Origin of the sequence: Streptomyces sp. NPDC057565 (assembly GCF_042801455.1) — a bacterium.
Lineage (GTDB): Bacteria > Actinomycetota > Actinomycetes > Streptomycetales > Streptomycetaceae > Streptomyces > Streptomyces yanii.
This window is the reverse complement of sequence record NZ_JBHVFU010000003.1, coordinates 573,235-586,914: the sequence shown is the minus strand read 5'-3', so window position 1 is coordinate 586,914 and position 13,680 is coordinate 573,235. Positions and strand designations below refer to the sequence as shown.

The following is a 13,680-nucleotide window of genomic DNA, read 5'->3' as shown; positions in this document are numbered from 1 at the left end:
GCGACACTTGACGCGATACGACCGCACTTCCTAGCGTGTCCATGCATGTGAATACTGTCCATGCACTTGATGTGTCGCACGTATGCACCGAGGAGATCCGCGCATGCCCGCTCCCCGCACCGTCCTGCTCACCGGCGCCGCCGGCGGCCTCGGCACCCTGATGCGCGGACTGCTGCCCGCGTACGGCTACGAGCTCCGCCTCTTCGATGTCGCCCCGATCGAGGGAGCGCCGGACGCGATCACGGCCGACCTCGGCGACAAGGAAGCGCTGCGGGAGGCCGTGCGGGGCGTCGACGCGATCATCCACCTCGCGGGCATCTCGCTGGAATCCTCCTTCGACAAGATCCTGCGGGCCAACATCGAGGGGACGTACAACCTCTACGAGGCGGCGCGCGAGGAAGGCGTCCGACGCATCGTGTTCGCCTCCTCCAACCACGCCATCGGCTACCACCCGCGCCCGCTCCCCGGCGACCCGCTGATCCCGATCGACACACCGCGCCGCCCCGACACCTTCTACGGCCTCTCCAAGTCCTTCGGCGAGGACCTCGCCCAGCTCTACTGGGACAGGCACGCCATGGAGACCGTGTCCGTACGCATCGGCTCATGCTTCATGGAGCCGACATCGGTACGGATGCTGTCGGTCTGGATGAGCCCCGGCGACGGCGCCCGGCTCCTCCACGCCGCACTCACCGCCGAGGAGGTCGGCCACACCGTCGTCTACGGCTCCTCCGACAACACCCGTCTGTGGTGGGACCTGACGACGGCCCGGTCGCTGGGGTACGAACCGCAGGACGACTCGGAGCAGTACGCGGAGAAGCTCGTCACCGAACAAGGCGAACTCGACCCGGACAACCCGGACCATGCCCACCTCGGCGGGCACTTCGTCACCAACCCGCCGATCTGGCCGTACTGACCCGACCGGAGGAACGAAGGGGGTCGGGCCGCGCCTGCGGGGTACCGACCGGGCTCCCTGAAGAGCAGGAGGCGGCGGCCCGGCTCCTTGTCCGTTCTGCGCGGCCGCGGTCCGCAGAACGCGGTGCGCTCGCCCACGCGCGGCAGGATATTCGCGCGACGTCGCACCCGTGCACCGGGCAGGATGCGGATTCATGCCGAAACCATCCGGATTCCAGTACGAGATGCACGCCGACGCGAGCGTCACCCTCACCCATCACGGCCGCCCTGCGGGAACCCTGCGCGGCAACCGGGCGGAGAAGTTCCTGGCCGAGGTGGCGTCCGGAGACGCCCAGCTGGTGATGGCCCGCTGGACCGGCGCGTACAAGCACGGCAACGAGCGGACGGCCCGCAGCCACCCCCGTAACCAACCCGGCCGAAGGTAAGGGAACGGCAAAGCCGGGCCGTTCGTTACCCCGTGCATGACCGCTATGACACCTGGCTCGAACATCCCTCTCTCCGCCGCCCGTGTGGCGGTGGACGTCGCCGCCCCGGTGCGGCTCGACGTCTCGGGCCTGCTGCTCACCGTCGACGGCAAGGTGCGTTCCGACGACGACTTCATCTTCTACAACCAGCCCATGGGCCCGGGCGTGACCTACCGCTCAGGCGGCGGCACGGCGCCGGACGCGATCGTGGTGGACACCACCGCGGTGCCGCCCGGCATCGAGAAGATCGTCGTCACGGCCAGCCCGGACGCGGCGGGCCAGACCTTCCAGGGCATCGAGCCCACCGCCACCGTGCGCAACGCGGACGACGGCAGCGTCCTCGCCACCTTCACCCCGCCCCGGCTGGGCACCGAGACAGCGCTCGTGGTCATCGAGGTCTATCTCCGCAACGGCGCCTGGAAGGCCCGCGCGGTCGGCCAGGGCTACGCGAACGGGCTGGCCGGCATCGCCACGGACTTCGGCGTCTCGGTCGAGGAGGAGCCGGCCGCCGCGCCCGCCCCGGTCGCACCCCCGGTGCCCGCCGCCGCCCCCGTGGACCCGCGGATCGCCGCTCCCCCGGTCCCGGCCGCGCCGCCCGCTGCCGCTCCGGCGCCCACCGGATCCGGCAAGATCAACCTCGACAAGGGCCGGGTCAGCCTCCAGAAGAACCAGACGGTGTCCCTGGTCAAGGGCGGCCGCCCGCTGCTCTCGCAGGTCAAGATGGGGCTCGGCTGGGAGCCCGCGTTCCGCGGCAAGGACATCGACCTCGACGCCTCGGTGATCGCCTACGGCCCCAACCGGAACCACCTGGACAGCTGCTACTTCGGCAAGCTCTCCATCCTGAACGGCGCGATCAAGCACTCCGGTGACAACCTCACGGGTGAGGGCGCGGGCGACGACGAGGTGATCGTCGTGGACCTCGGCCGGATCCCCCCGGAGGCGACCGGGCTGGTCTTCACGGTCAATTCGTTCACCGGCCAGAAGTTCACCGAGGTCGCCAAGGCCTACTGCCGACTGGTCGACGCAGCGACCGGTGAGGAGCTGGTCCGCTTCGACCTGACCGGCGCCGAGCCGCAGACCGGCGTGATGATGGCGAAGCTGATCAAGCAGTTCTCCGGCGAGTGGGAAATGACGGCGATGGGCGACTTCGTGAAGTCGCGCACCGTCCGCGGCATGGTCAAGCCCGCCGCCCAGGCGCTGTAGGGCCGCGAAAAGCCCCTGGCACGCCTTCAGGGGCACCTGCGCGGATGCAGGTGCCCCTGAAGCCGGAGAGCGTGACGGGGACGCGGACATTGCGCGTGCTCGACGCCTCTCTCAGAGCTTGGTCAGCTTGGAGTACGGGCTCAGGATCCTCCCCTGTCGCCCCGAGAAGTCAATGAGCACTGCGTCGTTGTCGCCCTCGACAGCGAGGACTCGGCCGAGTCCGAACTGGTCGTGCGACACCCTGTCGCCCACATCGAACAATTCGACCGGTGGGGCCGCCTGGGCCGGGCGGTTGAAGGGACTGGAAGGCAGGTAACGCCGGGATCCGGCTGACTGTTTCATTACCTTGAGTATGCGCCCTGGGAACGCCCGACGCCATGCCCGACCACTCCTCGGGGCGCCCTGATGCCGGATTCGTCATCGGCGATTCCAGGGCCAGTCGGCGTCCTCACCCGCTTCGAGCAGGGGCACCATGCGGAATGCCGCGTCCGAAAGACCCCCGAAGGTGTGGCGGTTCGCACTTCCCGACGGGGCGTGACCGACCCGGTATCCGGCCAGATTCCAGGTGTAGACGGGCACGTCGGACGGCACGGCCGCGGTGGCATCCGCGGCGTACGAGAACGACGCCTGCTCGTCGGTGACGATCAGTACGCGGTCGTGCTTGCGGAAGTGCCGACGCACCGCCTCCGCGGTGTTGGTGCCGCCGAGGTCACCGAAGCGCTCCAGGACTTTCAGGACGGACTCGCCCTTCCGGTACGCAACTGATGCGCTGTTCGTGCCGAACTGCACCAGATCGGCCTCGTCGGCGCGCAGCGCCAGCGCCGCACCGAAGATCGCGGCGGCGTCGGCCCGGTTGAGCTGGGAGCGGTCCGAGAGAGGCGACCACATCGAGCCCGAGCGGTCGACCAGGATCAGCGTCCGCCCGCGCAGGGCGGGGACACGCGCCAGCGAGTGGCCGAGCGCCTGCTCCAGGGGGTAGGCCCAACGCAGCGACGGAGCGTGCCGGTACGCCGCGAGATAGCGGAACGGGAACTGCCGCGATGCGGCGACCACGGCCGGGTCGGAGATCTTCGCCGCCACCTGGGCGGCGACCTCGTCCGAGACACCGGCCTCGTCGAAGTTCCGCAGGTTGCGAACGAGTGCCATCGCCCCCATCGACGGGATGACCGCCTCCCAGGCCGCGGCGTCCATCGGCCCCTGCAGCCAGCCCGCGAGGGCCTCCCACGTCATGCCCGCCGCGGCCAGTCGATCGGCCCCGCCGGGTGCGGTCACGGCGGCCCGCCGCTCCTCGACCGGCAGCTCCATCAGCGCGCGGTGGGCGGTGAGGATGCGGTTCGAGGCGGGCGGAACCGCCGCCTCCGGGTGGTGCCTGCGATCGAGCGCGTAACGGAACAGCTCGCCCTGCCCTGCCTTTTCCGGGTCGGGCACGGCGTGCACCAGGTTCAGGATGTCACCGAAGCGGTAGCCCTTGGACGCGGTGTCGTACTTGAGCAGCGATGTCGCGTGGTAGAGGCGGCGTACGGCATCGGCGATCCCGCGCTTGACGGGCTTCGGCACGGCGCGGCCGTACCGCGAGGTCCAGTACCCGAGCAGCTCACCGGGCTCGTCGGCACGCAGCAGGACGGAGTCGACGACCTGCCGGTTGGACGGTCCGTCCTCGGCACCCGCGTCGAGCCGCGCCTTCACGTACTCGGCGGCGCCGATGATCGACGCGGTCCGCATCCCGCCCTCGCGGCGCAGCCACCCCAGCAGACCGGCGGTCCACTCGGGGTCGCCGACGGCGAGGATACGCACCAGCTCCGCGAAACGGCTGTCGCGCTGCTCCGCGTTCTCGTAAAAGGTCTCCTGCGAAACGAAATGGGCGACCGCGAGCAGAAAGAGCTCGGAGCGGTTGTCGCGAAGATATCCGCGGCCGCCCTGATGGGTGGACGCGGTACGCCCGGTGGACTGCACGGGCGAAACGACACGGGGCCTGGTGGTACGGGTGTTGAAGCGGGTCATGATGAATTCCCCCGAATTCATTCGGAGGAGGAACAGCGCGTGCGATGCCCGAGGTCAGGAGGCGGCGACGGCATTTCTGATGCTCTACCCGGTTGAGCTACCGGCCGTGGCCGGACGGGACTTGAACCCGCAACCGTCAGTTCACATGAAGTAGCCGTCGCCTGCGCACCGGGCACCGCCGGCGCCGCGCCTCCCGAGATCGGATTCGGCGACGGCGGAACTCGTTTCGAAGAAGTAGCCGCAGCCTGCGCACCGGGAGGTGCATGCAATGCGTGAAGTTGTCTGTGCCCAGAGATCAGAGTCGGCGGAACCGACGAGGGCGTTCCACCCCTGAACCACACCGGTCGGAAAACCGGCGGCGGGACTCGAACCCGCGATCTCCCCCTTGGAAGTAGGTCCTGCCTTCGCACCTGGACACGGACAGCACCCTAGAGGATCAACCTCCGGACGCACCAAGGCTTTTCATCGGAGCCCCGGGAGCAGTCCCGGCGGCGTCAGTACTGGTTCGGCTGGCGCTTCCACGGGCCCGTGATGGCGAGCATGATGCCGGGCGTCTGGATGTTGGCGAACAGCGTCTTCCCGTCCGGCGAGAAGGTGACCCCGGTGAACTCGCTGTACTCCGGCTTCTCAGCCGTGCCCGCGTTCAGCTCGTTGCGCGCGATCGGGTACGTACGGCCGCTCTCGGTCGCCCCGAAGAGGTGCTGGATGCCCTCGCCGTCCTCGGCGATGACCAGACCGCCGTACGGCGAGACGGTGATGTTGTCCGGGCCGTCGAACGCGCCGTCCTTCGCCGGGTCGGCGTTCACCCCGAGGAGCACCTTCAGCGTCAGCGTGCGGCGCTTCGGGTCGTAGAACCAGACCTGGCCGTCGTGCTGGACGGGGCTCTCCGCGCGGGCGAACGAGGAGACGATGTACGCGCCGCCGTCGCCCCACCACATGCCTTCGAGCTTGCGGGCACGGGTGACGTCCTGGTTGCCGAACTGCTTGCGCACGGAGACGGTCTTGGCGTCACGGTCGACGACGTCGACCCAGTCCACGCCGTACACGGTGCCGATCTTCGTGGCGCGGGACAGGTCGTCGACGAACTGACCGCTGCTGTCGAAGCACTTGGTGGCCTGGAGGACACCGGCGTCGTCGGCGAGCGTGCGCAGCTTGCCGCGGCCGTGCTTGAAGCCGTGCGGCGGAACCCAGCGGTAGAGCAGCCCGTTGGGACCGGCCGCGTCCTCGGTCAGGTAGGCGTGGCCGCTCTTGGGGTCGATGACGACGGCCTCGTGGGCGTACCGGCCGAACGCCTTGATGGGACGCGGGTCGCGGTTGGCGCGCTTGTCGTACGGGTCGACCTCGAAGACGTAGCCGTGGTCCTTGAGCAGACCGTTCTTGCCGGCCTTGTCCTCGGTCTCCTCACAGGTGAGCCAGGTGCCCCACGGGGAGGCGCCACCGGCGCAGTTGGTGGACGTGCCGGCGATGCCGACCCACTCGGCCGTCTGGCCGTCGCGGCGGGTCTCGACGACGGTGCAGCCACCGGCGGCGATCGGGTCGTAGACGAGACCCTCGGCGAGCGGGACCGGGTGCTCCCAGCCGGCCCGGGTGCCGCTCAGCTCGTGGTTGTTGACCAGCAGGGTGACGCCGCGCGGGCCCTCGAAGGTGGCCGTGCCGTCGTGGTTGGAGGGGGTGTACTCGCCGGAATCCAGCTTGGTGACACCGCTGTGCGTGATGATGCGGTACGAGAATCCGGCGGGAAGCGCGAGTATGCCCTTCGGGTCGGGGAGCAGCGGCCCGTAGCCGGGCTCGTCGCTGTGACCGTGACCGGATTCGTCGTCGTGGCCCTGCCGGGAATCCTCGGCCGCAAGGGCGCCGGGGGCGGTGGCCAGGGCGGCGACGGTACCCGTCAGGGCGATTCCGGCGCCGGTGAGGGCGGACTGCTTGGTGAATTCCCTGCGAGTGAAGGGCATCACGTACTCCTGGAGCAGCTGGGGCGGGTTGGTTGCGGGCTCACACTCCCGCCCCTGCGCTAACAGAAGTTGAACTGACGGCGACTTCGAACAGCACGCTTCCCGTGAACCTTCACAGAGTTGCTGCCGCCGACATTCCCTCAGCTGCCCGCCCCGGCCGCCGTGCCCCGCTTCAGCCGCCCGACCGCGACCGCGCCTTGAACGCCGCCTTGCGGGCGTCCTTCGCCTTCTTCTTGTCGCCGTGCAGCCGCCCCATCGCCTCCAGGACGTCCGCCGTTGCCGGGTGCTCCACGCGCCACGCCTGGTCGAAGAAGCCGCTGTGCTGGCCGGACAGCCCTTCGACCAGCCCCTGGAGCTCGTCCAGGTCGCCGTCCGCTTCCAGCTGCGCGGCAATCGTGTCGATGGCGAGCCAGAAGATCATCGCCTCCGGCGGCGGAGGCACGTCCGCCGCACCGCGCTCCGCGAGCCAGACCCGGGCGAGGCCGCCCAGCTCCGGGTCGTCGAGCACCGCGCGGACCGCGGGCTCCGCTTCCGCGCCGACCAGGGCGAGCGCCTGCTGGCAGTGCAGCCGACGGAGCGGGGCCTGCTGGTCAGCGCCGCGTGCCGCGTCCAGCAGTTCGGCCGCGGCACCGTCCGCCCCACGGCGGGCGAGCCACTGCTCGACCTCGCTGCGTGCCGCCGGCTCCGGGTAGTAGGCGACGCCGCCGAGCAGCGCGTCGGCGCCCTTGTCGGCGAGATCGCCGATCGCGGGGGCGTCGACACCGGCCTCCAGCATCCGGGCCCGGATGCCGTACAGACCGAGGGGGGTCAGCTTCACCATGCCGTACCGGCTGATGTCCTCGTCGTCGGCGGGCGGCTGCGCCCGGTCGGGCTCCTCGACGAGCAACGCCTCGTCCACCGGCTGGTAGGCGACGAGCCCGATCGGCTCGAGGAGACGGAACTGGTCGTCGAGGCGCATCATCGCCTCCGACACCTGCTCCAGGATGTCGTCGGTGGGCTCGTCCATGTCGTCGGGCACGATCATCGACGCGGCGAGCGCGGGCAGCGGGACGGGTGCCTCGCTGTCGCTGCCGTCGCCGACCGTGAGCAGGTACAGGTTGCCGAGCACGCCGTCGAGGAATTCGGCTTCCACCTCCGGGTCCCAGTCCAGGGCGTCGAAGTCGATCGAGCCGTCCTCGTCGACGAGGTCGGTGAGGTCGTCGAAGAAGGGCGCGGTGGCATCGGCGTGCACGGCCTCCAGGCCGTCGAGCCAGATCGCGAGGACGTCCTGCGGGGAGCCGCCGGTCAGCAGCCCCAGGTTCTCGCCCGCGGAAACGGTTCCCTCCGCGTCGTCCCCCTCCGCTTCGCCCTCCGGGTCATGGACGTCGAGGAGCCCGGTGTCGACCGCGAGCCGCCACGCCTCACTGGCGTCGGCCGCGCCGTCCTCGTCCGCCGCCAGCCCGAGGTGCTCGGCCGCCGCGGGCAGCTGTGCTTCGACGAGCTCGCCACCGGCGCCGACCCGGGTCTCCGGTCCCGCCCAGCGGGCGAGCCGGACCGCGCGGGCGAGCAGCGGCGCGACGAGCGCGTCCCGTGCCAGCTCCGCCTCGGTGTGCAGTCGTACCGGCGGCAGGGTGGGACGCTCTGCGGACATCAGGTGGTTCTCCTCGGGCGTACGGGTTTCAGTCCGGCCGGCGACAGGGGGCGGGGTCATGGGGGCTTGGGCACGCACCCTCTCCCACCCCTCATGTGCCGGTCGGACTCGGGCCTCTCAAGCGTAGACGCTTTTCGCCCGATGCCGCCCGGTTCACGCAAAGGACGACGAACGGCCACCCGGGAAACCTTGACAACTCCCGTACTCGACCTGGAGATTGACGCAGAACTCGGCGTCGCTCCGGCTACCGCCCTTCATGGTCATGAGCAGCCCCTGAGCGTCCTTCTCGTCCGCTGTCGGCGCGTACCGCGTGATCGGATTCGTGGCGCCGGGTCAGCTCTGCCGGTTCTCGGTCCACAGACGGAGCTTCTCCGGGTTGCGGATCGCCCAGATGCGAGTGATACGGCCGGCAGCGAGGCCGAACGCCGCCACGGTCACGGAGACGCCGGCGTGCTGGGCGACCAGGCCGGGCCGGCCGTTGACCGTCCGCTCCAGGAGCGTCAGCCCAGGGGCTTTGTCGGCGATGTGGATCAAGTACTGGGCGATGCGCTCGCTGCCCTCGACCGGGCGGAGGGCGGCGCCGACCAGTCCGCCGCCGTCGGCGATCATCGTGGCGTCGGGGTCGAGGAGGTCGACGAGGGCTCCGATGTCCCTGGCCTCCCACGCCTCCTTGAAATGCCGCACCAGACCGGCCTGCCCGGCCGTCGGAACCGCCGGAGCCTGCGCGGCGCGAATGCGTCGACGGGCGGAGGACGCCAGCTGCCGACAGGCAGCCGGCGTCCGGCCGACGATCTCGGCGACCTCGGCGAAGGGGTACCGGAAGACGTCGTGCAGGATGAACGCCACGCGTTCGGCCGGCGTCATCGACTCCAGTACGACGAGGAAGGCCATGTTCACCGACTCGTCCAGGGTGACCCGGTCGGCGGGGTCGGCCGGCTCGGCCCTGCCGCCGCCCGCCGGCCCGCTGATCCACTCCGCACGGTCGGGCAGCGGCTCGGGTATCCATTCGCCGACGTAGCGCTCGCGCCTGACCCGCGCGGAGCCGAGCAGGTCCAGGCAGATGCGGCTGGCCACCGTCGTCAGCCAGGCGCCGGGCGAGTCGACGGCCTCCTGCTGCTGCCGCGACATCGCGTACCAGCGGGCGTAGGTCTCCTGCACGGCGTCCTCGGCCTCGGCCAGCGAACCGAGCAGCCGGTAGGCGAGATTGATCAGCTGGCGCCGCTCGCCGACGATCGCGCTCAGGCCCGGCTCGGACCAATCATTCCCTGGCTCGGACGGGGTGCTCATGGTGGCGGCCGCTCCCTGGTTCTTCTCGTTCGCTTCCGCTTTCGCCACTTCGGCGAAACACCGCACGGGACGGCGAGGTCGGCGCTCGGCCTCACATTTCGCGGGCCCACGTCGTCGGACTGTCGAGACACTACCGATCCACCGCCGCGAGGCAGAAAAGGGGACCGCGTCATGGCCACCCGGACGACAGCAGCGACGACGGCAGAGACGACGGCAGTACAGCGCAGCCTCACGTTCCTGCAGGTCGCGATCGCCCTGCAGACCTTGGCCATCTTCTTCCAGGCGGTCACCGCCGGGCTGCTGCTGTCCTCGTCCTACGGCGAGGAACTGCACAGCGCCGGAGCGCGCGTGATGTATGCCGCATCGATGTTGTACGTGCTCGCCGCGATCCTGGCGTGGCGGCCGGGCGGCGGTACGCCCCGCCCCATCCTCTACGCGTCCGGCTTCCTTGTGCTCGCTTCGGTGCAGGTGGTGCTGGGCATCGCGCACGTGCCGTCGCTCCATGTCCCCCTGGGCGTCCTGATGTTCGGCCTGAGCGTGCTGGCGCTGGGCCAGGTGCTGTTCGCCCGCTTGTCGCAGCGCCCAGGCACCCGGTCGTAGTAGCAGCGCGAACCACCGTCGCCACCGCCACCGCGGCCAACCATCCACAGATCGGATACACCTTCTGCCACGTGGGTCTTCATGCACCTGCTCCGGCGTGGGCGCGAGAGCGGCGAGGACATCGATGGCCTCGCGCAAGGTCGGGCGGCCGCACCGGTATCCGGCCACCGGCCTCTCCGGCGCACGTGCCAGACTCCTGGTCGTGATCCTTCGCGTCGCCACCCGCCCCGACCTGCCCGCCGTCCTCGCGCTCCTCGCCGACGAGGAGCAGGTCGTCGACCCGGCCTCGGTCGTGGTCGACGAGGCGTACGAGACCGCCTTCGCCGCCATCGAGAGCGACCCGCGCAACGAGATGCTGGTGCTGGTGGACGGCGACACCGTGCTGGGCTGCCTGCAGGTGACGTACATACCGGGGCTCGGCAAGCACGGCGAGGAGCGGGCGCTGATCGAGGCGGTGAGGATCAGGGCGGACCGGCGGGGCGGCGGGCTGGGTCGGGAGCTGATGAAGCAGGCCGTCGACCGGGCCCGGCTGCGGGGGTGCGGGCTGGTGCAGCTGACCAGCAGCAAGCGGCGCACGGACGCACACCGGTTCTACGAGTCGCTGGGCTTCGCCCGCAGCCACGAAGGCTTCAAGCTCGCCCTCTGATCCCCGCCCGGGGCACTACGGGGGCGAAACGGCGCGCCAGGCGGTCATGTTCAGCTCGTCGAGCAGCCGTACGTCACTCCCCTTCAGCGGGAACGTGCGCGCCTCCAGCCCCGGGGCCGGTGCGATCTCCAGCGCGTCGCCCTCGATGAGGTCGCCGCCGGTCGGGGTGGACACCCAGGCGAGCAGCGCGTTCAGCGTCTTCCCCGGCTTCAGCATGACCTCCTTCGGCCCGCGGTCGGTCCCCATGTACGAGGAGCCGGGGTTCACCGGAACCGGCAGCGGATCACCTTCGTCGTCGAGGGCCCGCACGGACGGGTAGCCGTCCACCCGGAACGGCTTGCTGCCACAGTTGGTGAGGGTGAGCGACACGGCCCGGTGGCCCAGCGCCGCTTGCACCTCACCCATGTCCACGACGACGCCGGAGGACGGGCAGTCGCCGGTGGCGACGGCGCTCGGGGTGGGTGTGGAGCCGGACACGTCCCCCGCGGGGGGCCGGTCGGCGGACGGGGCGACGGCCAGGTCGGACGGATCCAGCTTGTCCGCGTGCACATCGGGCGTGTACGAGGTGCTCGGAGTCGGCTCCGGCTCGCCCTCGCCCGCCGGGACGAGAAATCCGGCGCATCCCGACAGTGTCAGGGCCAGCGCCCCGGCGAGGCAGGCGGCCACCGCCCCTCTCCGTGCTCCGGTGCCCGTCCTCGTGCCCGCCGGTCCTCGCATACTCGTGCACCCGCCCCCGCATCGGCCTGCCGCATAGGCGTTCGATCATGCCAGACCGCGCTTCCGGGCCCACGTCAATGGTTGAGCATTTCTTCTCCATCACCTCAAGCAGAACTAAGTAGACCTTCACGGTCGGGGCGGCGGACACTTCGGACATGACAGTCCCTGAAGCCCCTGCAACCCCCGCAGCCCCGTTCGGCCGCGCTCTTTGCGCCATGATCACGCCGTTCACCTCCGACGGAGAGCTGGACCTGGATGCCGCCGGCACCCACGCCGCCGGTCTCGTCGCCGACGGCTGCGACGGCCTGGTGCTCAGCGGCACCACCGGTGAATCCCCGACCACCACCGACGCCGAGAAGACCGCGCTGCTGCGCGCGGTCCGTGCGGCGGTCGGCGACGGTGTGCCGCTGGTCGCCGGGGTCGGCAGTGCGGACACCCGGCACACCGTCGAGCTGGCCCGACAGGCCGAACGGGCAGGCGCAGACGGCCTGTTGGTCGTGACGCCCTACTACAGCAGACCGCCGCAGCCCGCCGTCGAGGCGCACTTCCGGCGCGTCGCCGACGCGACCGGCGTTCCGCTGATGCTGTACGACATCCCCGGCCGCACCGGCACCCGCATCGAGCCGGAGACCCTGCTGCGGCTCGCGGACCATCCGCGCATCGTGGCAGTGAAGGACTGCGCGTACGACCTGCTCGGCTCGACAAAGGTGATCGGGGCCGGCTCGCTCTCGTACTACTCGGGCTGCGAGGAGCTCAACCTGCCGCTGTACGCGGTGGGCGCGGCGGGCTATGTGAGTACGGTCGCCAATGTGGCACCCCGGCAGCTGCGGGCGGTCCTGGACGCTTTCGACGCCGGGGACACCGCCGAGGCGGCCCGGCTCAACCGGCTGACCATTCCGCTGGCCGAGTTGATGATGTCGTCCGGGCTGCCCGGCACCGTGACGGCCAAGGCGCTGCTCGGCGCCGGACCGGTCCGGGAACCGCTGCAGCCCGCCGGGCGCGAGGCGGCCGACGGGCTGCGGAAGGCGTACGAGGAACTCCTCGCCGCTACGAGTCAGCTCCTCCTGGTGCCGTGACCGGCAATGTCTGCCCCATGAGGAGCGACGTCCGGTGCGGCCGGGCGGGGCTGGTGCCGTGACCGGCAATGTCTGCCCCGTGAGGGGTGGTGCGACGGGGCAAGGCTTGCCGGGAGGGGCACTAGTTGTGGCTGTGCAGGACCTCGTTGAGGCCGCCCCACACCGCGTTGTTCGGGCGGGCCTCGACGGCGCCGGTGACCGAGTTGCGGCGGAAGAGGATGTTCGAGGCACCGGAGAGCTCCCGCGCCTTGACGATCTGGCCGTCCGGCAGGGTGATGCGCGTACCCGCGGTGACGTACAGCCCCGCTTCGACGACACACTCGTCGCCGAGTGCGATCCCGACGCCCGCCTCGGCGCCGATCAGGCAGCGCTCACCGATGACGATGCGCTCCTTGCCGCCGCCGGAGAGGGTGCCCATCGTCGAGGCACCGCCACCGATGTCGGAGCCGTCGCCGACGACGACGCCCGCGGAGATGCGGCCCTCGACCATCGACGTGCCGAGCGTGCCGGCGTTGAAGTTGACGAAGCCCTCGTGCATGACCGTCGTACCGGCGGCGAGGTGCGCCCCGAGCCTGACCCGGTCGGCGTCGGCGATCCGGACGCCCTTCGGGGCGACGTAGTCCGTCATCCGGGGGAACTTGTCGACCGAGGTGACCTGGAGGTGCAGGCCGTCGGCGCGGGCGTTCAGCCGCACCTTCTCCAGGTCGTCGACGGCGACCGGACCGAGCGACGTCCAGGCGACGTTGGTCAGGAGGCCGAAGACGCCGTCCAGGTTCTGGCCGTGCGGCTGGACGAGACGGTGCGAGAGGAGGTGCAGGCGCAGGTACGCGTCGTGGGCGTCGAGCGGCTTGTCGTCGAGCGAGGCGATGACCGTGCGCACGGCGACGACCTCGACACCGCGGCGGGCGTCCACGCCGACGGCCTTGGCCGCGCCCTCGCCGAGGAGGTTCACGGCCTGGTCGGGGGTGAGCCGCTCGGTTCCGGCCGGGCCGGGCTCGGCGGAGAGCTCGGGGGCGGGGAACCAGGTGTCGAGAACGGAACCGTCGCCGGCGATGGTGGCGAGGCCGGCGGCGACGGCGCCGGTGGTGCGGGAAGTCGTGTCGGTCATGACACGAAACCTAACCGGCCGGGCCCCGCCGGAGCCAACCGGTCTCGCCGGATGGTCGCGGCGGGGCCCCACCCGCCCCGACCG

13 protein-coding genes are annotated in these 13,680 nt (G+C 70.7%); 6 read left to right on the top strand and 7 right to left on the bottom strand.

The genetic code is table 11. The features are described 5' to 3' along the window. Window positions 1-103: 103 nt before the first annotated feature. The 3 genes from ACFU8W_RS09890 to ACFU8W_RS09880 all read left to right on the top strand — a co-directional run bounded on the left by ACFU8W_RS09890 (window position 104) and on the right by ACFU8W_RS09880 (window position 2,579). Complete coding sequence (locus tag ACFU8W_RS09890) at window positions 104-913, top strand: NAD-dependent epimerase/dehydratase family protein (RefSeq protein ID WP_384034153.1); 810 nt, start codon at window positions 104-106, stop codon at window positions 911-913. A gap of 193 nt (window positions 914-1,106) precedes the next feature. Next, a complete protein-coding gene (locus ACFU8W_RS09885) occupies window positions 1,107-1,337 on the top strand; it encodes a hypothetical protein (protein WP_345514779.1) in 231 nt (76 codons plus the stop codon). Window positions 1,338-1,373: 36 nt separating this feature from the next. After that, window positions 1,374-2,579: a TerD family protein gene (locus tag ACFU8W_RS09880; RefSeq protein WP_384034150.1), complete on the top strand. Its 1,206-nt coding sequence runs from the start codon at window positions 1,374-1,376 to the stop codon at window positions 2,577-2,579. 111 nt (window positions 2,580-2,690) lie between these two features. On the opposite strand, the gene ACFU8W_RS09875 is transcribed toward ACFU8W_RS09880, so the two are convergent. The 5 genes from ACFU8W_RS09875 to sigJ form a co-directional block, all read right to left on the bottom strand. Continuing rightward, complete coding sequence (locus tag ACFU8W_RS09875) at window positions 2,691-2,921, bottom strand: hypothetical protein (RefSeq protein WP_037691698.1); 231 nt, start codon at window positions 2,919-2,921, stop codon at window positions 2,691-2,693. A 75-nt stretch (window positions 2,922-2,996) separates the two neighbouring features. Continuing rightward, a complete protein-coding gene (locus ACFU8W_RS09870; RefSeq protein WP_384034148.1) occupies window positions 2,997-4,580 on the bottom strand; it encodes a TROVE domain-containing protein in 1,584 nt (527 codons plus the stop codon). A gap of 494 nt (window positions 4,581-5,074) precedes the next feature. After that, window positions 5,075-6,532: an alkaline phosphatase PhoX gene (locus tag ACFU8W_RS09865; protein ID WP_384034146.1), complete on the bottom strand. Its 1,458-nt coding sequence runs from the start codon at window positions 6,530-6,532 to the stop codon at window positions 5,075-5,077. A gap of 172 nt (window positions 6,533-6,704) precedes the next feature. Next, window positions 6,705-8,162 (bottom strand): hypothetical protein, encoded by a 1,458-nt coding sequence (locus ACFU8W_RS09860; protein WP_384034143.1) that lies wholly within the window; start codon window positions 8,160-8,162, stop codon window positions 6,705-6,707. Between the two features lie 333 nt (window positions 8,163-8,495). Next, entirely contained in the window at window positions 8,496-9,449 is a 954-nt protein-coding gene (gene sigJ, locus ACFU8W_RS09855; protein WP_384034140.1) for an RNA polymerase sigma factor SigJ, read from the bottom strand. A gap of 171 nt (window positions 9,450-9,620) precedes the next feature. Between sigJ and ACFU8W_RS09850 the strand changes: the two genes are divergently transcribed. Together ACFU8W_RS09850 and ACFU8W_RS09845 are read left to right on the top strand one after the other, a co-directional pair. Then, window positions 9,621-10,049, top strand: coding sequence for a hypothetical protein (locus ACFU8W_RS09850; RefSeq protein ID WP_384034138.1), 429 nt, complete (start codon window positions 9,621-9,623; stop codon window positions 10,047-10,049). 202 nt (window positions 10,050-10,251) lie between these two features. Then, on the top strand, window positions 10,252-10,695 hold the full coding sequence (locus ACFU8W_RS09845; RefSeq protein WP_384034321.1) for a GNAT family N-acetyltransferase: 444 nt from the start codon (window positions 10,252-10,254) through the stop codon (window positions 10,693-10,695). A 15-nt stretch (window positions 10,696-10,710) separates the two neighbouring features. Here the strand turns inward: ACFU8W_RS09845 and ACFU8W_RS09840 are convergent, their stop codons facing one another. Beyond that, on the bottom strand, window positions 10,711-11,412 hold the full coding sequence (locus ACFU8W_RS09840; protein ID WP_384034136.1) for a DUF4232 domain-containing protein: 702 nt from the start codon (window positions 11,410-11,412) through the stop codon (window positions 10,711-10,713). A 155-nt stretch (window positions 11,413-11,567) separates the two neighbouring features. On the opposite strand from ACFU8W_RS09840, the gene dapA reads away from it, so the two are divergent. Next, the gene (gene dapA, locus ACFU8W_RS09835) at window positions 11,568-12,488 is read left to right on the top strand and encodes a 4-hydroxy-tetrahydrodipicolinate synthase (RefSeq protein WP_384034133.1); all 921 of its coding nucleotides are present in this window, start codon (window positions 11,568-11,570) and stop codon (window positions 12,486-12,488) included. Window positions 12,489-12,609: 121 nt separating this feature from the next. Here the strand turns inward: dapA and dapD are convergent, their stop codons facing one another. After that, a complete protein-coding gene (gene dapD / locus ACFU8W_RS09830) occupies window positions 12,610-13,596 on the bottom strand; it encodes a 2,3,4,5-tetrahydropyridine-2,6-dicarboxylate N-succinyltransferase (protein WP_384034130.1) in 987 nt (328 codons plus the stop codon). Window positions 13,597-13,680: the final 84 nt, after the last annotated feature.